The following is a 24,696-nucleotide window of genomic DNA, read 5'->3' on the forward strand; positions in this document are numbered from 1 at the left end:
CGAGTTGGCCGGCGACGAAGCCGGCCGGAGGGAAAGCGATGGGACGGACACTCGCGGAGAAGGTCTGGGACGACCACGTCGTCAGGCGCGCCGAAGGCGAGCCGGATCTGCTCTACATCGATCTGCACCTGCTGCACGAGGTGACCAGCCCGCAGGCCTTCGACGGGCTCCGCCTGTCCGGCCGCACCGTGCGCCGCACGGACCTGACCATCGCCACCGAGGACCACAACACCCCGACCCTCGACATCGACAAGCCCATCGCCGACCCGGTCTCGCGCACCCAGCTGGAGACGCTGCGCAAGAACTGCGCGGAGTTCGGCGTACGGCTGCACCCGCTGGGCGACGTCGAGCAGGGCGTCGTGCACGTCGTCGGGCCGCAGTTGGGCCTGACCCAGCCGGGCACCACGGTGGTCTGCGGCGACAGCCACACCTCCACGCACGGCGCGTTCGGCGCGCTGGCCTTCGGTATCGGCACCAGCCAGGTGGAACACGTGCTGGCCACCCAGACGCTGCCCATGGCGCCGTTCCGCACCATGGCCGTCACGGTGGACGGCGAACTGCCCGACGGCGTCACCGCCAAGGACCTGATCCTTGCCATCATCGCGAAGATCGGCACCGGTGGCGGCCAGGGCCACGTCATCGAGTACCGCGGCTCCGCGATCGAGAAGCTGTCGATGGAAGCGCGGATGACCGTCTGCAACATGTCCATCGAGGCGGGTGCCCGGGCCGGCATGATCGCGCCGGACGCGACCACGTTCGCCTACCTCCAGGGGCGCCCGCACGCGCCCGAGGGCGCCGACTGGGACGCGGCCGTCGCGTACTGGAAGACGCTGCGCACCGACGAGGACGCGGTCTTCGACCACGAGGTGCGCATCGACGCGAGCGAGCTGTCGCCGTTCGTCACCTGGGGCACCAACCCGGGTCAGGGCGCGCCGCTGGCCGCCTCCGTGCCGGACCCGGCCTCCTTCGCCGACGCCGGCGAGCGCCTGGCCGCGGAGAAGGCCCTGGAGTACATGGGCCTGACCGCCGGTACCCCGCTGCGCGAGGTCGCCGTGGACACCGTCTTCGTCGGCTCGTGCACCAACGGCCGCATCGAGGACCTGCGCAACGCCGCCGCCGTGGTCGAGGGCCGCAAGGTCGCCGACGGGGTGCGGATGCTGGTGGTCCCCGGTTCGGTACGGGTCGCGCTCCAGGCCGTCGAGGAGGGGCTGGACAAGGTGTTCACCGCCGCCGGCGCCGAATGGCGGCACGCGGGTTGCTCGATGTGCCTGGGCATGAACCCCGACCAACTCGCCCCCGGCGAGCGCTCGGCGTCCACCTCCAACCGCAACTTCGAGGGACGGCAGGGCAAGGGCGGCCGCACCCACCTGGTCTCGCCGCAGGTCGCCGCCGCCACCGCGGTGCTGGGCCATCTGGCCTCACCGGCCGACCTGTCCGACGTCCGCACCCCCGTGGAGGCCTGAGCATCATGGAAGCGTTCACCACCCACACCGGCCGGGCGGTGCCGCTGCGCCGCGGCAACGTCGACACCGACCAGATCATCCCGGCGCACTGGCTCAAGAAGGTGACCCGCAACGGGTTCGAGGACGGGTTGTTCGAGGCCTGGCGCAAGGACCCGGAGTTCGTGCTGAACCAGCCGGAACGCCAGGGCGCCACCGTGCTGGTCGCGGGCCCCGACTTCGGCACCGGCTCCTCCCGCGAGCACGCGGTGTGGGCGTTGCAGAACTACGGCTTCGCCACCGTCCTGTCGTCGCGGTTCGCCGACATCTTCCGCGGCAACTCGCTGAAGAACGGCCTGCTGACCGTCGTGCTCCCGCAGGACGTCATCGAGGCACTGTGGAAGCTCACCGAGGCCGATCCGGCCGCCGAGATCACGGTCGACCTGGTCGCCCGCGAGGTGCGCGCGGAAGGGGTGACGGCGTCCTTCGAGTTGGACGACAACGCCCGCTGGCGTCTGCTGGAGGGGCTGGACGACATCAGCCTCACCCTGCGGCACGAGGAGGAGATCGCCGCGTACGAGGCGAAGCGCCCCTCGTACAAGCCGCGCACCGTGGAGGTCTGAGCCTCCCGCGGCCCGATCCGCGGCCTCGCACCGACCACTTCAGGCCATCGCCCAACGCGCCCCTCGCCCCTCGTGGCGGGGGGCGCGTTCGGCGTGCTGGGACCCCCGCGGACTAGAGTTGCTCCCTGCGGAGGTGACAACTCGCCTCAGATGGCACAATTGGCGCATGGATGGTGACGGCCAACTCGACCTGTACGCGAGGGTGGCCGCACGTCTCAAACAGGCGCATGCCCGCGTCGGCGCGGCGCAGCTGCCGGACGACGTACGGGTGGCGCTCAGCCGCAAGTTGCTCGTCATCACGGCCGCCGCGAAGCACGACGCGGCAGGCGCCGCGGAGCGGTTGGAGCGCTTCATGAGGGACTTCGACCAGGGCCGCTTCCCCGGCCAGGGAACTGACCAGTAGCCGAGTCCGTTGCGGCACAAGGGTGATTCGCCCGTTTCGTATTTGATTTGCGGTATATATCTCCCTAACGTGCGAAAAAGCTCGACTGCTTGGACACACTTTTTCGTTCCAGCAAAGTTTCCGAAGGGGAAGACGTGAACAAGGCGCAGCTCGTAGAAGCGATTGCCGACAAGGTCGGCGGGCGGCAGCAGGCCGCGGACGCGGTGGACGCCGTGCTGGACGCCATCGTCCGCGCGGTCGTCGCTGGTGAGCGGGTCTCCGTCACCGGTTTCGGCTCGTTCGAGAAGGTGGACCGGCCCGCCCGTTACGCCCGCAACCCGCAGACCGGTGAGCGGGTGCGGGTCAAGAAGACCTCGGTGCCCCGGTTCCGGGCAGGTCAGGGGTTCAAGGACCTGGTCAGCGGCAGCAAGAAGCTCCCGCGCGGCGGCGAGGTCTCGGTGAAGAAGGCGCCCAAGGGCAGCCTGAGCGGCGGTTCTTCCACCCGCACCACCGCCAAGGCCGCGGCGAAGAAGGCCACCGCCAAGAAGACCACGGCGCGCGGCACCGCCGCGAAGAAGACGACGGCGAAGAAGACCACCGCCGCCAAGAAGACCACGGCGAAGAAGACCACCGCCAAGAAGACGACCGCCAAGAAGGCCACGGCCAAGAAGGCCACGGCGAAGAAGGCGACCGCCAAGAAGACCGCGCCGGCGAAGAAGGCCACCGCCAAGAAGGCCCCCGGCAAGCGAGCCAGCGCCCGCAAGACCACCGCGAAGCGCACCGCGCGCAAGTGACACCCGCGGGCGGCCGTACGCCGACGCGGGCCGCCCACCCACCGCGACGGGCCGGACTCCCCCGGGAGCCCGGCCCGCGCTGTGTTCCGGGGCGCGTTCTCCGCCGCCGCCCGCGCTGTCCGCCGGGGCGCTTCGCGCGCCGCCGTCCGCCCTGTCCCGCGGCGGCCGTCAGCCGCGCTCGGGGTCCGGGAAGGTCTGGAGGGTCACGAAGACCACCCGGCGGGCCTCGCCCTCGCCCTCGGTGCGGATGCGCACCCGCTGGCCCACCCGCAGCAGCCGCAGGCCCCCCGCGTCGAACGCCGCCGCGTCGAACGGCAGCGGGGTCCCGTCGTCCAGCAGCACGCTGCCGCAGCGCGTGTCCGGATCGTAGGTGTACGAAGTCGCCTGCATACCCCGCAGCCTACCGGCGCGCCGGCCCGGACCGCCTTCCGCTCGCGCCCGGCCCCGACCGGCGCACCGGGCCCATTTACCGCCGCCGGTAATCACGAAGAAGGCCCCGCGGGCATTACCGCCGAATTCACCGAACACGCCCGCGAAATCGCCGGGCAAAGCACGAACGCGAGCCCCGCCGCCGAACACGCGGCCCCCGCGGGGAACACCCTCACTCCGCCATCAGCAGGCCCGCCACCGCCGCCGCCGTGCGCGGCCCGACCCCCAGCGACAGGGCGACCCGCAGATCCTCACCGGTGTCCACGTCACGGCGTACCGAGTCCACCCCGAGCAGCGCGATCTCCCGCGCCCCCGAGGCGCGGTGCCGGGCCCGGGAGGCGCCGCCGAACCCCGGGGCCAGCGCGGCCCCCGGGGCGGCCGCCAGCAGCGTGGTACCGACGCCCGCGGCGTCCGCCAGGAACGCCCGCGGCGCGTCAGGCGCGTGCCCCGGCGCCCCTTCCCGCGCGGCGTCCGCCAGCACCAGGGCCAGTTCACCGGGGCGCAGCGCGGGCAGGTCCGCGTTGAGCGCGGCCACCGGCGCCCACGGGTCCTCCTCGCGCACCGCACGCTCGCCGTGCGCCAGCGCCGCGTTGAGCCCCGCGGGCGCACCGGGCACCACCCGGGCCCCCAGCGCCGCCAGCTCACGGGCGGCCAGCGGGTCGTCGGTCACCACCGCGACCGCCCGCACCGCGGGGCAGGCCAGCGCCGCGGACACGGTGTCCAGCGCGAACGCCAGCGCCAGCCGCGGCCGCACCGCCTCGCCGGCGGTGTCCGCGAGCCGGCTCTTGGCCGCGCCCAGCCGCTTGACCGGCACCACGACATCCCACACCCTCACGCTGCGCACCGGCTCATTCTGCCCGCAGCCGCTGGTCCGCGCCGTGCGGCAGGGGGCTACGGTGTCGGTACGCGCCGGGCCGGTCCTGCTCGACAGGGCGCTGGGCCGGGGCCACACTTGTGCGGCTGTCCGATTGCCGGGGGCGCCCCGGCGCCGCGTCGAGACAGCGCCAATCGAGGAGGATGTCCTGGTGTCCCGCCGCAGAATCGGCTTCGTCTACCGCTTGGCCGCCGTCATCGCGAAGCCCATCCTGATCGCCGTGATCAACCGGGACTGGCGCGGTGTGGAGAACATTCCGGCCGAGGGCGGATTCATCACGGCCGTCAATCACAACTCCCACCTCGACCCGTTCTGCTACGCGCATTTCCAGTACAACACCGGTCGCGTCCCGCGATTCCTGGCGAAGGCGCCGCTGTTCAAGCCGCCGGTCGTCGGCTGGTTCATGCGCGGCACCGGGCAGATCCCGGTCTACCGGGCCACCACCGACGCCGCCCAGGCCTTCCGCGCCGCCGTGGCCGCGGTCAACGACGGGGAGTGCGTCGCCTTCTACCCCGAGGGCACCCTCACCCGCGACCCCGACGGATGGCCGATGACCGGCAAGACCGGCGTAGCCCGCGTCGCGCTGCTGACCAAGGCGCCGGTCATCCCGATCGCGCAGTGGGGCGCCAACGAACTGCTGCCGCCGTACAGCACGCGCCCGCGGCTCTTCCCGCGCAAGACGCACAGGGTGCTGGTGGGCAAGCCGGTCGACCTCGACCGCTTCTACGACCGGGAGCCCACCGCGGAACTGCTGAGGCAGGCCACCGACGCCATCATGGCCGACGTCTCCGCGCTGCTCGGTGAACTGCGCGGCGAGAAGGCCCCCGCCGAGCGCTTCGACCCGCGCCGTCACAAGAAGGCGGCGAAGGTCAAGGGCGGCGGGACGGGCGCGAGCGGCGTCAACGACGCGGACGAGACGGCCGAGTAGGCCCCGCGCGCGGACGCGGGCAGCAGGGGACAACCGGAGCGAAGGCAAGGGATCAGCAAGTGACGACGCGCTGCGCGGTGTACGGAACGGGCTCGTGGGGGACGCCGTTCGCGATGATCCTGGCGGACGCCGGCTGCGAGGTGACCCTGTGGGGCCGCCGCGCCGCCGTGGTGGACGCCATCAACACCACCCGCACCAACCCCGACTACATGCCGGGCGTCGAACTGCCCGCCGGCGTCACCGCCACCACCGACCCCGCGCGGGCCGCCCGCGGCGCCGAGTTCGTCTTCCTCGCCGTACCGTCGCAGACGCTGCGCCGCAACCTCACCGAGTGGGCGCCGCTGCTGCCTTCCGACGCCGTGCTGGTCAGCCTGATGAAAGGCATCGAACTCGGCACCGCCAAGCGGATGACCGAGGTCATCGAAGAGGTCGCCAAGGCCGGGCCCGAACGCGTCGCGGTGCTGTCCGGTCCCAACCTCTCGCCGGAGATCGCCGCCCGGCAGCCCGCCGCCGCCGTCGTGGCCTGCCGCGACGAGGACGTCGCCCGCCGCCTTCAGGCCGCCTGCCACACCGCGTACTTCCGCCCGTACACCAACACCGACGTGGTGGGGTGCGAACTCGGCGGCGCCGTCAAGAACGTCATCGCGCTCGCCGTCGGCATCGCGGACGGCATGGGGCTGGGCGACAACGCGAAGGCGTCGCTGATCACCCGCGGGCTCGCCGAGACCACCCGGCTGGGCCTGGCGATGGGCGCCGACGCGCACACCTTCGCGGGACTGGCCGGCATGGGCGACCTGGTCGCCACCTGCTCCTCGCCGCTGTCGCGCAACCACCGCTTCGGCATCAACCTCGGCCGCGGCATGACGCTCCAGGAGACCGTCGCCGTCACCAACCAGACCGCCGAGGGCGTCAAGTCCTGCGAATCCGTGCTGGATCTGGCCCGCAGGCACGGTGTGGAGGTGCCTATCACGGAGACGGTCGTCGGCATCGTGCACGGGGGCACGCCGCCGCTGGTCGCCCTCAAGGAGCTGATGTCGCGCTCCGCCAAGGCCGAACGCCGCTGACGGCGCTACGGTGGGCCGCACGGCCGGTTTTCCCCGAACCCGTGGCCATGCGTCGGCGATGGCGCGGGAACCACCAGGTAGGGTCTCAGCGACATGAGCAACGTGCCTACTGACCAGAACCCCGAGCACCGCAAGCCCCGGGTCGCCGTCGTCTTCGGCGGCCGCAGCTCCGAGCACGGCATCTCCGTGCTCACCGCGGGCGCGGTGCTGCGCGCGATCGACCGCTCCCGGTACGACGTGCTGCCCATCGGCATCACCACGGACGGCCGTTGGGCGCTCACCGCCGACGACGCCGACCGCATGGCGATCACCGACCGGGCCCTGCCCAGCGTCGAGCAGATCGCCGAGTCGGCGGAGGGCTCGGTGCTGCTGCCCGTCGCGCCGGACAGCCGCGAGGTCGTCCTCGCCGAACCCGGTTCGGTGCCCAAGGCGCTCGGCGACGTCGACGTCGTCTTCCCCGTGCTGCACGGCCCGTACGGCGAGGACGGCACGTTGCAGGGCCTGCTGGAGCTGTCCGGCGTGCCCTACGTCGGCTCCGGCGTGCTGTCCTCCGCGGTCGGCATGGACAAGGAGTACATGAAGCGCGTCTTCACCTCCTTCGGCCTGCCGGTCGGACCGTACGAGGTGATCCGGCCGCGTGAGTGGGAACGCGACCAGGCCGCGGCGCGCGAGCGCGTCGTGAACTTCGCCGCGGACCACGGCTGGCCGCTGTTCGTCAAGCCCGCCCGGGCCGGCTCGTCCATCGGCATCTCCAAGGTCGACGACCTCGGCGGCCTCGACGAGGCGATCGAGGAGGCCCGCAGGCACGACCCGAAGGTGCTGGTCGAGGCGCTGCTGACCGGGCGCGAGATCGAGTGCGGCGTGCTGGAGTTCGAGGACGGCCCGCGCGCCAGCCTCCCCGCCTGGATCCCGCCCGTCACCGACCACCACTTCTACGACTTCGAGGCCAAGTACATCGACTCGGCCGAGGGCGTCGTGCCCGCCCCGCTCACCGACGAGGAGACCGCCGAGGTGCGGCGGCTCGCGGTGGCGGCGTTCGAGGCGGCGTCCTGCGAGGGCCTGGTACGCGCGGACTTCTTCCTCACCGACGAGGGCGAGTTCGTGATCAACGAGATCAACACGATGCCGGGCTTCACACCGATCTCGATGTACCCGAGGATGTGGCAGGAGACCGGGGTGAGTTACCCGGAGCTGATCGACCTGCTGCTCCAGGCGGCGCTGCGGCGCTCCACCGGGCTGCGATAGCCGGTACGGCCTGCGCTGGCCGGTACGGCGCGCCGTACCGGCACCGGCGCGAGGGAAGGGCGCCGGGCCCGGGCGGTCCGGCGTCAGACCCCGGTCGGAACGGTGCGGCTGACCGCGTTCGCCAGATCGGTGAGCGCGCTCATGTCGCCGTAGGGGCCCGCGTACTTCTCCGGGATGGTCACCTCGACGTACGCCTTGCGCAGCGTCGTGGTGCAGCGGACACTGCCGTCCGACTGCTTCTGCGGGAGCCAGTCCACGCCGTCGATCTGCGCCGCGTCCGCGGTCGGGTCGTAGTGCGGGGTGCCGGGGGTGAGCACCGCGGGCTGCGGGACGCCGCAGCGCAGGGTGATGGACGGGTCGCCCCAGGCGGCGGTGAGGTCGGACTCCGGCCGCGTCGTGTGCCGGGACTGCCCGTCGACCCTGGCGGGCAGGGCGGCGTGCAGGGCGCGGCAGAGCTTCGCCACGTCGGGGGAGGGGCTCGGCACGGCGACCGCGTACGTCGAGCCGCCGGAGGAACAGGCGGCCGCCGCCAGAAGGCAGGCGGCGGCCGACAGCAGACGCAGGGAGCGGGACCTCGGAAGCGGCCGGAGGGTGGAAGAACTCACCGGCCGAGCATAGGCGGAGCTAGAGATGGACCACCGGACAGGTCAGGGTACGGGTGATCCCGTCCACCTGCTGGACCTTGGCGACCACCATGTGGCCGAGTTCGTCCACCGTGTCGGCCTGGGCGCGCACGATCACGTCGTACGGGCCCGTCACGTCCTCCGCCTGGATGACACCGGGAAGCTTGGAGATCACCTCCGCAACCGACGAGGCCTTGCCGACCTCGGTCTGGATCAGGATGTACGCCTGTACCACGGAACCTCCAGGGCGGCTACGAGGATCATGTGGAAGGGACGGCAACCGTACCGCGTCACGGCGTGGTGCGGGGAGACCCGCGCGGTCGGATCGGCGCGCCGGGGGCGCGCGGCGGGCGCCGTATTGACGAGCTTTGACCATCGTGACGGACGTGGTGCGGCCCCAGCGGGCCGCCGGGCGAAGGGGACTGCGTTGCCGGCGTTGACTGAGGAGCGGGTCGGATGAAGGGCACCGTGGGCGAGCTGGGGGAGTTCGGGCTCATCAGGGAGCTGACCTCCCGGCTCACCACCACCGAGGCGGTCCGGCTGGGGCCGGGCGACGACGCGGCCGTGGTCGCCGCGCCCGACCGCCGGGTGGTCGCCAGCACCGACGTGCTGCTGGAGGGCCGCCACTTCCGGCGCGACTGGTCCACCGCGTACGACGTCGGGCGCAAGTCGGCGGCGCAGAACCTCGCCGACGTCGCCGCGATGGGCGCGGTGCCGACCGCGCTGCTGCTCGGCCTGGTCGTCCCGGCCAGTCTCGCGGCCACCTGGCCGGTGGAGCTGATGGACGGCATCCGCGACGAGTGCCAGGTCGCCGGGGCCGCGGTGGTGGGCGGCGACGTGGTGGGCGGCGAGGCCATCACCGTGGCCATCACCGCGCTGGGCGACCTGGGCGGACGCGCACCGGTCACCCGCTCCGGCGCGCGCCCCGGCGACGTGATCGCGGTGACCGGCTGGCTGGGGTGGTCGGCCGCCGGGTACGCGGTGCTGTCCCGGGGATTCCGCAGCCCGCGCGCGTTCGTCGAGGCGCACCGCAGGCCGGAGCCGCCGTACCACGCGGGCCCCGCCGCGGCCGACCTCGGGGCGAGGGCGATGACCGACGTCAGCGACGGCCTGGTGGCCGACCTCGGGCACATCGCGGTGGCCAGCGGCGTCCACATCGACCTGCGCTCCGCCGACGTAGACGTGCCCGCCCAGATGCACGACATCGGCCAGGCGGTCGGCGTGGACCCGCTGCACTGGGTGCTGACCGGGGGAGAGGACCACGCGATCGTGGCCGCCTTCCCGCCCGACACCAAGCTGCCTGCCCGCTGGCGGGTCATCGGCGCCGTCTCGGCCCCCTCCGGGCCGCCGCGGGTGACGGTGGACGGCGCGCCCTGGGACGAGGCGGGCGGCTGGGACCACTTCACGCACGGCTGAGCCGCGACGGCCCGGCGCGGTGCGGCAGGCGCGGGCGAAAAGCGGGCGTGGGCGGATTCACAGCGGATCGCCGGGCAATCGCCGGGAAATCGCGGGCCGATCTTCGGCGGGCGTTGACCGGACGGCAACCGGCCACCGGCTAGGTTGCCCGCATGAGCATTCCGCCGCGCGTGCTGACCGTCGCCGGATCCGACTCCGGCGGGGGTGCGGGCATCCAGGCCGACCTGAAGACCCTGCTGGCCCTCGGGGCGCACGGCATGAGCGTGCTCACCGCCGTGACCGCGCAGAACTCGCTGGGCGTACAGGGCGTGTGGGAGCTGCCCGCCGAGGCGGTGACCGCGCAGTTCCGCGCCGTCGCCGACGACATCGGCCTGGACGCGGTCAAGACCGGGATGCTGTCCTCGCCTGAGCTGGTGCGCACCGTCGCCGGGCTGCTCGACGGCGTCGGCGTCCCCGTGGTCGTGGACCCGGTCGGCGTCTCCAAGCACGGCGACACGCTACTCGCCGCCGAGGCGCTGGACTCGGTCCGCACCCTGCTGCTGCCCACCGCCACCGTGGCCACCCCCAACCTCGACGAGGTCGAGCAGCTGACCGGGGTGCGGGTGACCGGGGAGTCCGGGATGCGTGCGGCGGCCGAGGCGGTCCTGGCGTACGGCCCGCGCTGGGTGCTGGTCAAGGGCGGCCACCTCCCGGGCACCGGAAGCGCCGCCGACCTGCTCTTCGACGGCGCCGAGGAGCACTGGTTCCGGGCCGCCCGCAACGACAACCGGCACACCCACGGCACCGGCTGCACGCTGGCGAGCGCCATCGCCGCGGAACTCGCCAGGGGCCGCGCGGTCCCGGAGGCCGTCGGCCGCGCCAAGGCGTACGTCACCGGCGCCATCGCGGGCGGGTTCGCGCTGGGCGCGGGCATCGGCCCGGTCGACCACGGCTGGCGGAACCGCTGATCCGGGTCCTGAGGGCATGACGAAGGGCCGGTCCACCACAGGGGCGGACCGGCCCTTCGAACAGCCGCAGGCTGCGCTACGACGACGTGTCGGACGTCAACGCGTCGACTAGCGCGCGACCTTGCCGGCCTTGATGCACGAGGTGCAGACGTTGAGGCGCTTCGGCGTCCGACCGACCACAGCACGCACCGTCTGGATGTTGGGGTTCCAACGACGGCGAGTACGGCGGTGCGAGTGCGAGATGTTGTTGCCGAAGCCCGGCCCCTTGCCGCAGACGTCGCAGTTGGCAGCCACGGGTCACTCCAAAGACTTCAGATGCACGTACGGTGAGATCCCACGCCGGACCGAAGGCCGGGACTGGGGGAATGGCCCGACTGGTGCCGGGCAACCGGAGCAGCATACAACGCCTGCTCCCGTACAACGAAACTACCATGGTCACGGCTCCGCCCGCCCCGGGCTGCCGGTCCCGGGGCCCGCCGCACTAAGGTCACGGCCAGATCTTCCGTCCACAGGTCTACGGGCCCGCAGACCACGGTCAGCGAGCCGCAGGAGGAACCCGGTGCCGCACACGCTCGACGCCGCCGCGGTCCGCGACTGGTGCCGCACCGCGCTGCGGGCGCTGGGCCGGGCCCGCGAGGAGATCGACGCGATCAACGTCTACCCGGTCGCGGACGGCGACACCGGCACCAACCTCTACCTGACCATGGAGTCCGCCGCGCAGTCGGTGGACGCCGTGCTCGACGGCCACGCCGCCTCCGGCGGCCTGCCGGAGCCGACCGAGGCGGTGCGGGCGATGGCGCACGGCGCGCTGATCGGCGCCCGCGGCAACTCCGGGACGATCCTGGCCCAGCTGCTGCGCGGGATGAGCGAGGCCCTGGCCGACCGCGCCGACGCCGAGGGCCTGCGCACCGCGCTCGGTCTGGCCGCCGCCTCCGCCTACCAGGCCGTCGCGCACCCGGTCGAGGGCACGATGCTGACCGTCGCCACCGCCGCCGCCCGCGCCGCCCGGGACTGCGACGGCGACGCCCTCGCCCCGGTCGCCGCTGCGGCCCACGCGGGCGCCCGCGACGCCCTCGCCCTCACCCCCGGCCAGCTGGGCGTGCTGGGGCGGGCCGGGGTGGTGGACGCCGGGGGCCGCGGGCTGGTCGCCGTCTTGGAGGCGCTGGAGCGCACGCTGCGCGGCGACGCCGCCGAGCAGGACGGGGGCCGCGCCGCGCACCGCACCGCGCCCCCCGTCCCGTACGGCTGCGGGGCGCGGGGCGCGGGCGACCCGCACGTGGAGCGGGGCGGGCCCGCCTTCGAGGTGATCTACCTGCTGGAGGCCGCCGACGACGCGGTGGCCGCGCTGCGCGCCCGGCTGGACCGGCTCGGCGACTCCCTCGTGGTGGTCGGAGGCGGCGGGCTGTGGAACGTCCACGTCCACACCGACGACGCCGGGGCCGCGGTCGAGGCGGGCGTCGAGGCGGGCCGCCCGCACCGCATCCGGGTCACCCACTTCGGGGACGCGCGACGGCTGCGGGAGAACGCGGCCGCCGAACCGGGCCCGCAGCCGTCCGGCCGCGCGGTGGTCGCCGTCGTCGAGGGCGAGGGCCTGGCCGGGCTGTGCCTCCAGGCCGGGGCGACCGTCGTCGCCGTGCGCCCCGACGAACCGCTGGCCAGCGGCGACATCGCGGAGGCGGTCCGGCGCGGCGGCGCCGACGAGGTCGTGCTGCTGCCCAACGACGACGCGCTGCGCGACATCGCGGGCGCCGCCGCCCAGCGGGCCCGCGCCGAGGGCCTGCGGGTCGCCCTCATCCCGACGCGTTCCGCGGTCCAGGGCATGGCCGCGCTCGCCGTCCACCAGCCCAGCCGCCGCTTCGACGAGGACGTGGTCGCGATGACGGCCGCCGCGGGTGCGACGCGGTACGCGGAACTGGCGGTCGCCGCGCGCGAGTCGTGGACCATGGCGGGTGTCTGCCAGGCCGGCGACGTGCTGGGCCTGATCGACGGCGACGTGGCGGTGATCGGCGGCAACCTGGTGGAGACCGGCACGATCGTGCTGGACCGGATGCTCGCGGCGGGCGGCGAACTGGTCACCCTGGTGCTGGGCGAGGGCGCCCCGCCGGACCTGGCGGACCGCCTCCAGACCCACGTCCGCGAGAGCCACCTCGCCGTGGACACCGTGGTCTACGCGGGCGGCCAGCGCGGCCGCCCGCTGCTCATCGGCGTGGAGTAGGACGAGCCGGCCGGACGTGGCGGGACGACTCACGGGACGGGAGCGGACGGCCGGTCAGAGGCCCGTTGTCCGAGACGTGCGCCAAGATGGACAGCGTGTCCGCCCTGCGAGAGCCCCTGCGCAAGGTGGTCGGCGACCGCACCGCGAAGGTCCTGGCCGACCACCTCGACCTGCACACCGTCGGTGACCTCCTGCACCACTATCCGCGCCGCTACGCCGAACGCGGCGAGCTGACCCGGCTGGCCGACCTGCCGCTGGACGAGCATGTCACCGTCGTCGCGCGGGTGGCCAAGGCGGAGAAGAAGACCTACAACCACGGCCGCGGCGTGCGGCTGGAGGTCCAGGTCACCGACGGCAGCGGCACGCTGACCCTGGTGTTCTTCAACAAGGCCGCCCATTTCCACCACACCAGGCTGGTCCCCGGCAGCCGCGGGATGTTCGCCGGCAAGGTCACCGTCTTCAACCGCGCCCGCCAGCTCGCACACCCCGACTACCAGTTGCTGGACGACGCCAGCGGGCAGGAGGCCAGGGACGCGGTGGACGCGTTCGCCGGGAAGCTGCTGCCGCTGTACCCGGCGTGCAAGCAGATCGCCTCCTGGCAGATCGCGCAGTGCGTGCAGACGGTGCTGGACTCCATCGACTGGACGGACGTCGCCGACCCGCTGCCGGAGCGGCTGCGCGAGCGGCGCGCCCTGGCCACGCTCCCCGAGGCGCTGCGGAAGGTGCACCGGCCGGCCACCAAGGCGGACATCGCCGCCGCCCGCGACCGCCTGAAGTGGGACGAGGCGTTCGTCCTCCAGGTCGCGCTGGCCCGGCGCCGGGCCGCCGACGCGAGCCTGCCCGCCACCGCCCGGGTCCCGCGGGCGGACGGCCTGCTGGCCGCGTTCGACGCCAGGCTGCCGTTCACCCTGACCGACGGCCAGCGGACGGTCTGCGCCGAGGTCTTCGCCGACCTCGCCACCGAACACCCCATGCACCGGCTGCTCCAGGGCGAGGTGGGTTCCGGCAAGACGCTGGTGGCGCTGCGGGCGATGCTCGCCGTGGTCGACAGCGGGGGACAGGCCGCGCTGCTGGCGCCCACCGAGGTCCTGGCCCAGCAGCACCACCGGTCGATCACCGAGATGATGGGGGACCTGGCGGAGGCCGGGATGCTGGGTGGGTCCGAACTGGGCACCAAGGTCGTGCTGCTCACCGGCTCGATGGGCGCCGCCGCCCGCCGCGCGGCGCTGCTGGACCTGGTCACCGGCGAGGCGGGCATCGTCATCGGCACCCACGCGCTGATCGAGGACAAGGTCGCCTTCCACGACCTCGGTCTGGTCGTCGTGGACGAGCAGCACCGCTTCGGCGTCGAACAGCGGGACGCGTTGCGCGGCAAGGGCAAGCAGCCGCCGCACCTGCTGGTGATGACCGCCACCCCCATCCCGCGCACCGTCGCCATGACCGTCTTCGGCGACCTGGAGACCTCCGTTCTCGACCAGCTGCCCGCCGGGCGCTCGCCGGTCGCCAGCCACGTGGTGCCCGCCAAGGACAAGCCGCACTTCCTCAGCCGTGCGTGGGAGCGGGTGCGCGAGGAGGTCGAGGGCGGCCACCAGGCGTACGTGGTCTGCCCGCGCATCGGCGACGACGAGGACGCTGCCGACGCGGAGGGCGCGCGGGGCGCGAAGGGCGCGAAGGCCTCGGGGAAGGAGGCCGACGCGGACGGTCCCGACGACGGTGAACGGCGGCCCGCGCCGGCCGTGCTGGAGGTCGCCGAGCAGCTGGCCGCCGGGCCCCTGAAGGGCCTGCGGGTCGAGGCGCTGCACGGCCGCATGGCCCCGGACGCCAAGGACGACGTGATGCGCCGCTTCTCGGCCGGTGAGGTGGACGTGCTGGTGGCGACCACGGTGATCGAGGTCGGGGTGAACGTGCCCAACGCCACCGTGATGATGATCATGGACGCCGACCGGTTCGGCGTCTCGCAGCTGCACCAGCTGCGCGGCCGGGTCGGCCGGGGCTCCGCGCCCGGGCTGTGCCTGCTGGTCACCGAGGCGCCCGAGGCGAGCCCCGCCCGCCCCCGGCTCGAGGCGGTCGCGGCGACCCTCGACGGCTTCGAGCTCTCCCGCGTCGACCTGGAACAGCGCCGGGAGGGCGACGTGCTGGGCCAGGCCCAGTCCGGCACCCGCTCCAGCCTGCGGATGCTCGCCGTCATCGACGACGCCGAGGTCATCGAGGCGGCCCGCGAGGAGGCCGGCGCACTGGTCGCCGAGGACCCGCGGCTCTCAGCCCACCCGGACCTGCTGACCGCGCTGGACGCGCTGGTGGACGCCTCGCGCGAGGGATATCTGGAGAAGGGCTGACAGCCGCCCGACGCACCTGGGGCCCCCGCCGGCGCACGGTTCCTGACGGCCCGTCATTGTCAGACCCCCCTGGGAGAATGAAAGCAGTTCGGCCGATCCGTCGATGGATGGGCCGAGTTGGACCATTGGGGGCTGAAATCATGGCGTTCCGTCATCTCAACGAACTGCCACTGGGCGAGCGGGTCTTCCGGATCGAACTCGCCAGTGACGACGACACCACGGTGACCCTGGGGCTGGCCGGCTGGAGCGAGGCCGACCCCGACACCCCGCTCGCGTCCGGTGAGCTGCGCCTGCCGCTGCGGGACGTGGCGTCCCTGCGCATCGCCCTCAACCGCGCCCTGCGCGCGCTGGCCCTGGTGGCCGACGTCGCCGAGCCGATACCCGACCGGGACGTGCTGCGGGAGCTGTTCCCCGGCCACGGCGCGCCCTGGATACCGCAGCACGAGGAGGAACTCGTCCGCAGGTTCCACGACGGCGAGACCATCGCCCGCATCGCCGCCCGCTTCGGCCGTACCCCGGACTCGCTGCGCACCAAGCTGCGCGAGCTGGGGCACGACCCGCGCCGCCCGGAGCACTGCCCGCCGGACGGCTGCCTGTCCTGGTCCCGTTACGCGTCGGCCGCCGTCGTCGGCGCCGCCGGCACGGTGGAGGAGGGGAACGCCGAGTGACCATGGCCCACACGCCCAGCAGTGGTGACGACGACAACTGGCACAACGGCTTTCGGGGCGACGCGCGGCGCGGCAGGTTCGCGCCCGCGCGGGTCGAGCCGGTCGCGGCCGGGTGATGTACTGGTGGAACGGCGCTTCAGCGGCGCCGTTCCACCGCCCACCCGACCCTTGAGGACGTGACGACGACGTGACCCGCGTGATCGCCGGAGCGGCCGGAGGACGGCGGCTGGCCGTGCCGCCGGGGCTCGGCACCCGGCCCACCTCGGACCGGGCGCGCGAAGGGCTGTTCTCCAGCTGGGAGTCGCTGCGCGGCACCCTGGACGGCGCCCGCGTGCTCGACCTGTACGGCGGCTCCGGCGCGGTCGGCCTCGAGGCGCTCTCCCGGGGCGCCGCCCACGTGCTGCTCGCCGAGGCGGACGCCCGCGCCGCCCGGGTGATCCGCGACAACGTGCGCGCCCTCGGACTGCCCGGCGCCGAGGTGCGCCCCGGCAGGGCCGAGAAGCTGGTCGCGGGACCGCCCCCGGGCGAGCCGTACGACCTGGTCTTCCTCGACCCGCCGTACGCCGTCACCGACGACGAACTGCGCGAGATCCTGCTCACACTCACCGCCGGGGGCTGGCTCGCGCCGGACGCCGTCGCCACCGTGGAGAGGAGCACCCGGGGCGGCGAGTTCCGCTGGCCCGAGGGGTTCGAGGGGCTGCGGGCCCGTCGCTACGGAGAAGGCACGCTTTGGTACGGTCGCGCCGCCGCGACATCCGCCGGTGATCACACCGGCGGCGCGGGCACGCCCGCGTCATGAACGCACCGGAGAGCGAGGAACCACTGTTGCGCCGCGCCGTCTGTCCGGGGTCCTTCGACCCCATCACCAACGGACACCTCGACATCATCGCCCGCGCGTCCCGGCTGTACGACCAGGTCTACGTCGCCGTGATGATCAACAAGTCCAAGCAGGGCCTGTTCGCCGTCGACGAGCGGATCGCGCTGATCGAGGAGGTCACCGCGGGGTTCGGCAACGTCGTGGTGGAGTCCTTCCACGGGCTGCTGGTCGACTTCTGCAAGCAGCGCGACATCCCGGCCATCGTCAAGGGCCTCAGAGCGGTCAGCGACTTCGACTACGAGCTGCAGATGGCCCAGATGAACAACGGCCTGTCCGGCGTCGAGACGCTCTTCGTGCCCACCAACCCCACCTACTCCTTCCTCTCCTCCAGCCTGGTCAAGGAGGTCGCCCAGTGGGGCGGCGACGTCTCCCACCTGGTACCGGAGCCGGTGCTGACCGCGTTGCGCGCCAAGCTGGACCGGAGCTGACCGCGTCCGGCGCGGCACGGCCCCCGACCCGCGGGGGGCTGACGCCGCGTCAGTCACTGTGCCGGGTGTGCCCGGTGGTCGTAGAGTCTGCTTGACCCGTACGGCGACCGCCGGTCCGCGGGGTCCGGCCGAGGAGAGACTGACAGCACCATGGACGTGCAGAAGAAGCTCGACGAGATCGTCGCGGCCGTCGAAGGCGCGCGCTCCATGCCGATGTCCGCCTCCTGCGTGGTCAACCGCGCCGACCTGCTGGCCCAACTGGCCGAGGTCCGCGACGCGCTGCCCGACTCGCTCTCCCAGGCCCAGGCACTGCTGGGCGACCGCGACCAGATGGTGGCAGAGGCGCGCGCCGAGGCCGAACGGATCATCGAGTCCGCCCACCAGCACCGCGGCTCCCTGGTCTCCGACACCGAGATCGCCCGGCAGTCCCAGGAGGAGGCCGACCGCATCCTCGCCGAGGCCCGCCGCGAGGCCGAGGAGATCCGGGCCGAGGCCGACGAGTACGTCGACAGCAAGCTCGCCAACTTCGAGGTGGTCCTCACCAAGACTCTCGGTTCGGTCGACCGCGGCCGCGAGAAGCTGCTCGGCCGCGACCCGGGCGCCCCGCAGGACGAGGCGGACGACGAGGTGCCCGAGCGCAGCGCCGACCCGGAGGAGCTGCGCCGCCGCGCCGACACCTACGTGGACGCCAAGCTCGGCGCCTTCGAGGCGGTGCTCGCCAAGACGCTCGAGGCGGTCGGCCGGGGCCGCCAGAAGCTCACCGGCCACCGCCCGATCGACGACCTCGGCGCGCACCTGGCCGCCCAGGACGCGGCCGAGGGCGGCGCGGCCCACCAGAGCGACGCGGAGTACCTCGCCGGGCTCGCCGGAGCCCCGTTCGGCGGCGAGGACCAGGCGGCCCAGGCCACCCCGGTCGACCCCGGCGCCGGTTACGGCTACCCGGAGCAGCCCCAGCAGCCGTACGACCCGGCCGCGGAGTACCCGGCCGCGGCCGCCGCCCAGCCCGGCGCGGAGTACGGCTACCCGCAGGACGGCTGGGCCCAGCCGCAGCCCGGCTACGACGGCTACGGCTACCCGCAGCAGCCCCAGCAGCGGCCCGAGTACGGCACCGAGTACGCCGACCCGGCCGCGTACGGCTGGCAGGAACAGCCGCAGGGCTACGACCAGCCGCACGTACCGCACCAGCAGTCCCCGTACGAGCAGCAGGCGCACCAGCCCCACCAGGCACCGCAGCCGGCCGGGCTGGACGAGACGAGCTTCTTCGACACCGGCATGATCGACCTGGACCGGCTGCGGGAGCTGGAACAGGGCCGCTGACCGGCCGGAGTCCGGGGCGGACGGGGGACGAGTTGGGTCTGCGACGCGCGTCCAGTATCCTGACACCTCCGGCCTGTGAACACGTGCCGGTTTTCGGCTGCCCGCTTTAACCCGGGCCCGCGCCGGACGGCACTCACCACGTCGTACGGCAAAGCACCAAGGAAAGCAGGAAGCCATCAACGCCCGCCTCGACCATCGCGACCCGCTCGTGTTCGACACGCGTGAGCTGGGTCGTCGTCCTGGCGCGATGAAGAAGGTCTCCCGCACGGCACCCGCACCGGCCGACCTCGGTCTCGCCGGGGTGATCGGAGTCCCGCAGGGGACGCCGGTCGAGCTCGACCTGCGGCTGGAGTCGGTCATGGAGGGTGTGCTCGTCACCGGCACCGCCCATGCGCCGGTCACGGGCGAGTGCGTAAGGTGTCTGGAGCCGATCGAGCGCGAGCTCGACACCGACTTCCAGGAGCTGTACTCCTACCCCGACGCCGGTGAGCGGTTCGGCGGCGAGTCCGCCGAGGCCGACGGTGACGACGAGGAGGAGACGCTCTTCGTCGAGGACGACCTGTTCGACCTCGAACCCGTGCTGCGTGACGCGGTGGTGCTCGCACTGCCGTTGCAGCCGGTGTGCCGGGAGGACTGCCCGGGTCTGTGCTCCGAGTGCGGAGCGCGGCTCGCGGACGACCCCGACCACCACCACGACGTCGCCGACATCCGTTGGGCGGCACTGCAGGGACTCGCCGACACCCTCCAGGACGGCGAGAAGGACAACGCACCCCGCGCGAGCGGGGACGACCCACAGGAGAAGTAGCCGTGGCTGTTCCGAAGCGGAAGATGTCGCGCAGCAACACGCGCCACCGCCGTTCGCAGTGGAAGGCTGCGCCCGTGAGCCTGGTGGCGTGCGAGCGCTGCCACGAGCCGAAGCTCCAGCACATCGCGTGCCCGAGCTGCGGCACCTACAACAAGCGTCAGGTGCTTGAGGTCTGATCGGCGGGTGACAGGCTCCATGTCAGACGCCACGTCGTCGGCAGACGCCGGTAAGGCAGCCTCGTCCCACACGCTCCTGGAAGGGCGGCTCGGGTACACACTCGAACCCGCCCTTCTGGTGCGTGCGCTGACCCACCGCTCGTTCGCGTACGAGAACGGCGGGCTGCCGACCAACGAACGGCTGGAGTTCCTCGGGGACTCCGTGCTCGGTCTGGTGGTCACCGACACGCTCTACCGCGCCCACCCCGACCTGCCCGAAGGCCAGCTGGCCAAGCTGCGGGCCGCGGTGGTCAACTCGCGTGCCCTCGCCGAGGTCGCCCGCGGTCTCGAACTGGGCAGCTTCGTCCGCCTGGGCAGGGGCGAGGAGGGCACCGGCGGACGCAACAAGGCGTCGATCCTCGCCGACACCCTCGAAGCGGTCATCGGCGCGGTCTACCTCGACCAGGGCCTGGACGCCGCCTCCGAACTGGTGCACCGGCTGTTCGACCCCCTGATCGAGAAGTCCTCCAACCTCGGTGCGGGGCTGGACTGGAAGACCAGCCTCCAGGAACTCACCGCGACCGAAGGGCTCGGTGTGCCCGAGTACCTGGTCACCGAGGCGGGCCCGGACCACGAGAAGACCTTCACGGCTGCCGCCCGCGTCGGTGGTGTCACGTACGGCACCGGCACCGGCCGCAGCAAGAAGGAAGCCGAGCAGCAGGCCGCCGAGTCCGCCTGGCGGGAGATCCGCGCCAAGCAGGAGGAGACGGCCAGGCAGGCCGCGGCGGCGCAGTCCGCGCAGGCCGGCGCCGCCGAGCCCGCCGGCACCGCGGAGACCGCGGCGCAGTAACGGCCCGGCGCGGGCGTTCGCTCCCGCCGGCTCCCGTCCGCATCCGTACGGCACCGGGCCCGCCCCCCACGCGCTGGGGGCGGGCCCGAGCCGGATCACCGTCCCGAGGAAGGTCATGCCGGAGCTGCCCGAGGTCGAGGTGGTCCGCCGCGGTCTGGCCCGCTGGGTCAGCGGCCGCACCGTCGCCGACGTCGAGGTCCGGCACGCCCGCGCGGTGCGCCGGCACACCGAGGGCGCCGAGGACTTCGCGGCCCGGCTGCGCGGCGCGGTGGTCGGCGACGCGCACCGCCGCGGCAAGTACCTGTGGCTGCCGCTGGACGACGGCGGCTCGCTGCTCGGCCACCTCGGCATGAGCGGCCAGCTCCTCGTCCAGCCGCCGTCCGCGCCCGACGAGAAGCACCTGCGCGTCCGGCTGCGCTTCGCCGACGACGTCGCCACCGAACTGCGCTTCGTCGACCAGCGCACCTTCGGCGGCCTTTCGGTGCACCCCCGCGTTCCGGACGGCCCGGACGCCGCGCTCGGCCTGCCGCTGCCGCTCGCCCACATCGCGCCGGACCCGATGGAGGCCGCGTTCGACGAGGACGCCTTCCACGACGCGCTGCGCCGCCGCCGCACCACGATCAAGCGCGCCCTGCTCGACCAGTCGCTGATCAGCGGCGTCGGCAACATCTACGCCGACGAGGCGCTGTGGCGGGCCCGCCTGCACTACGACCGCCCCACCGCGAGCCTGACCCGGCCGCGCACCGCCGAACTCGTCGGCCACATCCGTGACGTCATGACCGCCGCCCTCGACGTGGGCGGCACCAGCTTCGACAGCCTCTACGTCAACGTCAACGGCGAGTCCGGCTACTTCGACCGCTCGCTGGACGCCTACGGACGCGAGGACGAGCCCTGCCGCCGCTGCGGCACGCCGATCCGCCGCCGGCCGTGGATGAACCGCTCCAGCTACTTCTGCCCGCGCTGTCAGCGCCCGCCGCGCGCGTCGTAGGCCTCACGCGCCGCCAGCACCTCGGGCATCCGCCCCTCCACCAGGTCGAACAGCTCCCGCAGCCGCCGCACCACGTCATGCCCCAGCGGGGTCAGGCAGTAGTCGACACGAGGCGGGTTGGTCCCCTGCGACCTGCGGTTGACCAGGCCGTCGCGCTCCAGCGCGTGCAGCGTCTGGGACAGCATCTTCTCGCTCACGCCGTCCACCCGGCGCCGCAGCTCGTTGAAGCGCACCGTGCTGTCGCTGATCGCGGTCAGGGTGAGGCTTCCCCAGCGCCCGGTGACGTGCTCCAGCGTCTGGCGGGAGGGGCAGTGGCGGGCGAAGACGTCGTACGGCGAGCAGGGCTCCTCGGTGCGGGCGGCTTCCCGGCCGGAGGCCTCCCGGCTGGGGGCCTTCGGACCGGGGGCTGCCGGGGTGTGCGCCTTCGGGGTGGGGGCGGTCGCGTCCATGGCTCCAGCGTACTCCGACGCAGCGCTAACTAATGGGTTGCGCTTTCTTTTGGAAAGTGCTCTGATGTGGGAGCGGCGCCGCCAGGCCGTGCGCCGCGAGCATCCCGCCGTCCCGCCGCCTTCCGAGGAGCACCCGTGACCACCCCTGCCCCCGCCCCCGTCAACGCCGCCACCCCCGTCGTCGCCATCGCCTACCACTCCGGCTTCGGCCACACCGCCGTCCTCGCCGAGGCGGTCCGCGACGGCGCCGTCGCCGAGGGCGCCACCGTCCACCTCGTGAACGTCGACGGCATCACCGACGAGGGCTGGGCGCTGCTGGACGCGGCCGACGCCATCGTCTTCGGATCGCCGACCTACATGGGCACCGCCTCCGGCGCCTTCCACGCCTTCGCCGAGGCCACCTCCAAGCGCTGGGCCTCGCGGGCCTGGCAGGACAAGCTGGCAGCGGGCTTCACCAACTCCGGTTCCAAGAGCGGCGACAAGCTGCACACCCTCCAGTTCTTCACCGTGCTGGCCGCACAGCACGGCATGCACTGGGTGAGCCTGGGCCTGCTCCCCGGCTGGAACGCCTCCACCGCCTCCGAGAACGACCTCAACCGCCTGGGCTTCTTCCTCGGCGCGGGTGCCCAGACCAACAGCGACGAGGGCCCGGAGGGCGTGCACAAGGCGGACGTCGCCACCGCCGAACACCTCGGCCGCCGCGTCGCCCTGACCGCGAAGCGCTACGCCCCGGCCGCGGCGGCCTGACGGCGGTCCGTCGCGGGGGTCCCGGCGGCTCGGCGACGGCCTCGGCGGTTTGCCGAAACGGCAACTCCGGTCGCCTTCCCGGGCCGCCGCGCCGCATGATCAAGGCGTTTCACGGCCACCCGGGAGCCCAAGGAGAAGCCATGCCCCGACCCGCCCCGCCCGCGCACCCGCGCCCGCACCACCGCACCGTCGACGCGCCCGCCGGACGCCTGCACCTGGTCGAGCAGGGCACCGGGCCGCTGGTCCTGCTCGTCCACGGCTTCCCCGAGACCTGGTACTCCTGGCGCCACCAGCTCCCGGCCCTCGCCGCGGCGGGCTACCGCGCGGTGGCGCTCGACGTGCGCGGTTACGGACGTTCCTCCAAGCCGTCCGCGATCGAGGAGTACCGGATGCGGGCCCTGGTGGCGGACAACGTCGCCGTCGTGCGCGCGCTGGGCGAGGAGACAGCGGTGATCGTCGGGCACGACTGGGGCTCGAACATCGCGGCCGTCTCCGCCCTGCTCCACCCGGAGGTCTTCCGCGCGGTGGGGCTGCTCAGCGTCCCGTACACCCCGCCCGGCGGCCCCCGCCCCAGCGACGTCTTCGCGCGGATGGGCGGGGACCAGGAGTTCTACGTCTCCTACTTCCAGGAGCCGGGGCGCGCGGAGGCCGAGATCGAGCCCGACGTCCGGGGCTGGCTCGCGGGCTTCTACGCGGCGCTGTCCGGCGACACCATGCCGGGCCCGCAGGAGCCCGACCCGCACTTCGTCAGCGCCGGAGCGACCCTGCGCGACCGGTTCCCCGCGGACCGGCTCCCCTCGTGGCTCACCGAAGCCGAACTCGACCACTGCGCCGGGGAGTTCGAACGCACCGGCCTGACCGGGGCACTCAACCGCTACCGGAACATGGACCGCGACTGGGAGGACCTGGCCGGCCTCGACGGCGCCCCGCTCACCCAGCCGTCCCTGTTCGTCGGCGGTGCCCTCGACGCCTCCACCGTCTGGATGGCCGACGCGCTCGACGCCTACCCCGCCACCCTCCCCGCCCTGGTCTCCTCCCACATCCTGGACGGTTGCGGCCACTGGCTCCAGCAGGAACGCCCCGAGGAGCTCAACCGGCTCCTGACCTCCTGGCTCGCGGCGGTGTTCCGGCCCATGCCCCGGCGGTAGCGGGAGCGGAAGCGGCGGCGGAGGCCGGCACCGGCGGGACCGGCCCGGCGCGCCCGGCCCGGCGCGCGCCCGCCGAGGCCGGCTCAGAAGCCGAAGTCCTGGGTCCACCAAGGGCCGTCGGGGCCGTAGTACACGCCGATCCCGATGGAGTGGTAGTCGCAGCTGAGGATGTTGGCGCGGTGGCCCGGGCTCTGCATCCAGGCGGCCATGACCGCCTGGGCGTCGGCCTGGCCGCGGGCTATGTTCTCGCCGGCGAGGTTGCCGATCCCCAGCGTCTTCGCCCGGTCCCAGGGGGACTTGCCGTCCGGGTCGGTGTGGTCGAAGAACCCCCGGGTGCCCATCTCGGTGCTGAAGTCCTGCGCCAGCGCGGTCAGCTTGGCATCGGTGGCCAGCGGTTGGCACCCCGCCTTCGCCCGCGCCTGGTTGACCAGGGCCAGCACCTCGCCCGCCGCCACCGCGGACGCGCTCTGCGCGCTGGGCGTCGCCGTGGCGACCGGGGTGGCCGGACCCGACGCCGGCCCCGAGGAGGTCGCGCCGCCACTCGCGGTACCGGCGCCGGAACCGGACGGCGGCACGGTGACCGTCGGGCCCGGCCGGGTCGCCGTGCGGCCCGGGGTCGCGGTCGGCGAGACCGCGGGCGCGGGCACCGCGCCGCCGGTGGAAGAGCCGCCCCGGGTCTGTCCGCCGGGCGCGGTCGGGCCGCCGCCCGCGGTGGAGCCGCCGGAGTCCGGGCCGCCCAGCAGCGAGGTGGGCGTGCCGTCCGCCTGGGTGAGCCCGCCCGGCGCGTCGTCACCGCCTCCGAGGACGCGACCACCGCCCGGCAGGCCCGAGGGCGTCGGCAGCAGTCCGGTGGCCACCGCCACGGCCCCCACCGCCACTGCCGCGGAGGCGCCCAACAGGCCGGTGCGCGCCGGGTGTTGCCGACGCCGGTGACCGGCGGGGCCGCGCG

Annotated in this window: 28 protein-coding genes; 21 read left to right on the forward strand and 7 right to left on the reverse strand. The window is 73.5% G+C overall.

Features of this window, described 5'->3' with window-relative positions; all coding sequences use genetic code 11:
- Positions 1-38 precede the first annotated feature (38 nt).
- The 4 genes from leuC to CK485_RS19985 all read left to right on the forward strand — a co-directional run bounded on the left by leuC (position 39) and on the right by CK485_RS19985 (position 3,238).
- Positions 39-1,463, forward strand: a complete 1,425-nt coding sequence (gene leuC, locus CK485_RS19970) for a 3-isopropylmalate dehydratase large subunit (RefSeq protein WP_109452447.1) — start codon at positions 39-41, stop codon at positions 1,461-1,463.
- Between the two features lie 5 nt (positions 1,464-1,468).
- Positions 1,469-2,062 (forward strand): 3-isopropylmalate dehydratase small subunit, encoded by a 594-nt coding sequence (gene leuD, locus CK485_RS19975; RefSeq protein WP_109452449.1) that lies wholly within the window; start codon positions 1,469-1,471, stop codon positions 2,060-2,062.
- Positions 2,063-2,228: 166 nt separating this feature from the next.
- A complete protein-coding gene (locus CK485_RS19980) occupies positions 2,229-2,465 on the forward strand; it encodes a hypothetical protein (protein ID WP_109452451.1) in 237 nt (78 codons plus the stop codon).
- 134 nt (positions 2,466-2,599) lie between these two features.
- A complete protein-coding gene (locus CK485_RS19985; protein WP_109452453.1) occupies positions 2,600-3,238 on the forward strand; it encodes an HU family DNA-binding protein in 639 nt (212 codons plus the stop codon).
- Between the two features lie 168 nt (positions 3,239-3,406).
- Here CK485_RS19985 and CK485_RS19990 read toward each other — a convergent pair whose 3' ends face one another.
- Both CK485_RS19990 and cofC read right to left on the reverse strand, forming a co-directional pair.
- Positions 3,407-3,628, reverse strand: coding sequence for a hypothetical protein (locus CK485_RS19990; RefSeq protein WP_109452455.1), 222 nt, complete (start codon positions 3,626-3,628; stop codon positions 3,407-3,409).
- A 211-nt stretch (positions 3,629-3,839) separates the two neighbouring features.
- A complete protein-coding gene (gene cofC / locus CK485_RS19995) occupies positions 3,840-4,502 on the reverse strand; it encodes a 2-phospho-L-lactate guanylyltransferase (protein WP_241968497.1) in 663 nt (220 codons plus the stop codon).
- Positions 4,503-4,692: 190 nt separating this feature from the next.
- Between cofC and CK485_RS20000 the strand changes: the two genes are divergently transcribed.
- From CK485_RS20000 to CK485_RS20010, 3 genes are all read left to right on the forward strand, one after another.
- Positions 4,693-5,469 (forward strand): lysophospholipid acyltransferase family protein, encoded by a 777-nt coding sequence (locus tag CK485_RS20000; protein WP_109452458.1) that lies wholly within the window; start codon positions 4,693-4,695, stop codon positions 5,467-5,469.
- A 59-nt stretch (positions 5,470-5,528) separates the two neighbouring features.
- The gene (locus tag CK485_RS20005; protein WP_109452460.1) at positions 5,529-6,533 is read left to right on the forward strand and encodes an NAD(P)H-dependent glycerol-3-phosphate dehydrogenase; all 1,005 of its coding nucleotides are present in this window, start codon (positions 5,529-5,531) and stop codon (positions 6,531-6,533) included.
- Between the two features lie 93 nt (positions 6,534-6,626).
- Positions 6,627-7,778: a D-alanine--D-alanine ligase family protein gene (locus CK485_RS20010; RefSeq protein WP_109452462.1), complete on the forward strand. Its 1,152-nt coding sequence runs from the start codon at positions 6,627-6,629 to the stop codon at positions 7,776-7,778.
- An 83-nt stretch (positions 7,779-7,861) separates the two neighbouring features.
- On the opposite strand, the gene CK485_RS20015 is transcribed toward CK485_RS20010, so the two are convergent.
- Entirely contained in the window at positions 7,862-8,383 is a 522-nt protein-coding gene (locus CK485_RS20015) for a DUF3515 domain-containing protein (protein WP_241968415.1), read from the reverse strand.
- Positions 8,384-8,402: 19 nt separating this feature from the next.
- Positions 8,403-8,636 carry an Lrp/AsnC ligand binding domain-containing protein gene (locus CK485_RS20020; protein ID WP_109452464.1) on the reverse strand — a complete coding sequence of 78 codons (234 nt, stop codon included), beginning with the start codon at positions 8,634-8,636 and terminating at the stop codon, positions 8,403-8,405.
- A gap of 221 nt (positions 8,637-8,857) precedes the next feature.
- Here CK485_RS20020 and CK485_RS20025 point away from each other — a divergent pair, with 221 nt between their 5' ends.
- Both CK485_RS20025 and thiD read left to right on the forward strand, forming a co-directional pair.
- Positions 8,858-9,817 carry a thiamine-phosphate kinase gene (locus CK485_RS20025; protein ID WP_109452466.1) on the forward strand — a complete coding sequence of 320 codons (960 nt, stop codon included), beginning with the start codon at positions 8,858-8,860 and terminating at the stop codon, positions 9,815-9,817.
- Between the two features lie 152 nt (positions 9,818-9,969).
- On the forward strand, positions 9,970-10,764 hold the full coding sequence (thiD, locus tag CK485_RS20030) for a bifunctional hydroxymethylpyrimidine kinase/phosphomethylpyrimidine kinase (RefSeq protein ID WP_109452468.1): 795 nt from the start codon (positions 9,970-9,972) through the stop codon (positions 10,762-10,764).
- A 108-nt stretch (positions 10,765-10,872) separates the two neighbouring features.
- Here the strand turns inward: thiD and rpmB are convergent, their stop codons facing one another.
- On the reverse strand, positions 10,873-11,058 hold the full coding sequence (rpmB, locus tag CK485_RS20035) for a 50S ribosomal protein L28 (RefSeq protein WP_014628431.1): 186 nt from the start codon (positions 11,056-11,058) through the stop codon (positions 10,873-10,875).
- Positions 11,059-11,323: 265 nt separating this feature from the next.
- Here rpmB and CK485_RS20040 point away from each other — a divergent pair, with 265 nt between their 5' ends.
- The 10 genes from CK485_RS20040 to mutM all read left to right on the forward strand — a co-directional run bounded on the left by CK485_RS20040 (position 11,324) and on the right by mutM (position 21,403).
- Positions 11,324-12,979 carry a DAK2 domain-containing protein gene (locus CK485_RS20040; RefSeq protein ID WP_109452470.1) on the forward strand — a complete coding sequence of 552 codons (1,656 nt, stop codon included), beginning with the start codon at positions 11,324-11,326 and terminating at the stop codon, positions 12,977-12,979.
- A gap of 86 nt (positions 12,980-13,065) precedes the next feature.
- Positions 13,066-15,315, forward strand: coding sequence for an ATP-dependent DNA helicase RecG (gene recG, locus CK485_RS20045; RefSeq protein WP_199239398.1), 2,250 nt, complete (start codon positions 13,066-13,068; stop codon positions 15,313-15,315).
- A 140-nt stretch (positions 15,316-15,455) separates the two neighbouring features.
- Positions 15,456-15,983 (forward strand): hypothetical protein, encoded by a 528-nt coding sequence (locus CK485_RS20050; RefSeq protein ID WP_109452472.1) that lies wholly within the window; start codon positions 15,456-15,458, stop codon positions 15,981-15,983.
- 187 nt (positions 15,984-16,170) lie between these two features.
- Positions 16,171-16,782 (forward strand): 16S rRNA (guanine(966)-N(2))-methyltransferase RsmD, encoded by a 612-nt coding sequence (rsmD, locus tag CK485_RS20055; RefSeq protein WP_109452474.1) that lies wholly within the window; start codon positions 16,171-16,173, stop codon positions 16,780-16,782.
- A gap of 26 nt (positions 16,783-16,808) precedes the next feature.
- Entirely contained in the window at positions 16,809-17,288 is a 480-nt protein-coding gene (gene coaD / locus CK485_RS20060; protein WP_241968499.1) for a pantetheine-phosphate adenylyltransferase, read from the forward strand.
- A 150-nt stretch (positions 17,289-17,438) separates the two neighbouring features.
- A complete protein-coding gene (locus CK485_RS20065; protein ID WP_109452478.1) occupies positions 17,439-18,605 on the forward strand; it encodes a cell division initiation protein in 1,167 nt (388 codons plus the stop codon).
- A gap of 208 nt (positions 18,606-18,813) precedes the next feature.
- Positions 18,814-19,410, forward strand: coding sequence for a YceD family protein (locus CK485_RS20070; RefSeq protein WP_199239399.1), 597 nt, complete (start codon positions 18,814-18,816; stop codon positions 19,408-19,410).
- 2 nt (positions 19,411-19,412) lie between these two features.
- A complete protein-coding gene (gene rpmF, locus CK485_RS20075) occupies positions 19,413-19,586 on the forward strand; it encodes a 50S ribosomal protein L32 (RefSeq protein WP_109452482.1) in 174 nt (57 codons plus the stop codon).
- Positions 19,587-19,605: 19 nt separating this feature from the next.
- On the forward strand, positions 19,606-20,415 hold the full coding sequence (gene rnc, locus CK485_RS20080) for a ribonuclease III (RefSeq protein WP_109452484.1): 810 nt from the start codon (positions 19,606-19,608) through the stop codon (positions 20,413-20,415).
- Between the two features lie 115 nt (positions 20,416-20,530).
- A complete protein-coding gene (gene mutM / locus CK485_RS20085) occupies positions 20,531-21,403 on the forward strand; it encodes a bifunctional DNA-formamidopyrimidine glycosylase/DNA-(apurinic or apyrimidinic site) lyase (protein WP_109452486.1) in 873 nt (290 codons plus the stop codon).
- Here mutM and CK485_RS20090 read toward each other — a convergent pair.
- The gene (locus tag CK485_RS20090) at positions 21,379-21,852 is read right to left on the reverse strand and encodes a helix-turn-helix domain-containing protein (protein WP_109452488.1); all 474 of its coding nucleotides are present in this window, start codon (positions 21,850-21,852) and stop codon (positions 21,379-21,381) included. The two genes, mutM and CK485_RS20090, sit on opposite strands and share 25 nt — an antisense overlap.
- 135 nt (positions 21,853-21,987) lie before the next feature.
- Between CK485_RS20090 and CK485_RS20095 the strand changes: the two genes are divergently transcribed.
- Complete coding sequence (locus tag CK485_RS20095) at positions 21,988-22,599, forward strand: flavodoxin family protein (RefSeq protein ID WP_109452490.1); 612 nt, start codon at positions 21,988-21,990, stop codon at positions 22,597-22,599.
- Positions 22,600-22,739: 140 nt separating this feature from the next.
- Positions 22,740-23,747 (forward strand): alpha/beta hydrolase, encoded by a 1,008-nt coding sequence (locus tag CK485_RS20100; RefSeq protein ID WP_109452492.1) that lies wholly within the window; start codon positions 22,740-22,742, stop codon positions 23,745-23,747.
- Positions 23,748-23,830: 83 nt separating this feature from the next.
- On the opposite strand, the gene CK485_RS20105 is transcribed toward CK485_RS20100, so the two are convergent.
- Positions 23,831-24,610 carry a CAP domain-containing protein gene (locus tag CK485_RS20105; RefSeq protein WP_241968416.1) on the reverse strand — a complete coding sequence of 260 codons (780 nt, stop codon included), beginning with the start codon at positions 24,608-24,610 and terminating at the stop codon, positions 23,831-23,833.
- Between the last annotated feature and the right edge of the window lie 86 nt (positions 24,611-24,696).

It is taken from the genome of Streptomyces sp. ICBB 8177, assembly GCF_003144095.1.
Lineage (GTDB): Bacteria > Actinomycetota > Actinomycetes > Streptomycetales > Streptomycetaceae > Streptantibioticus_D.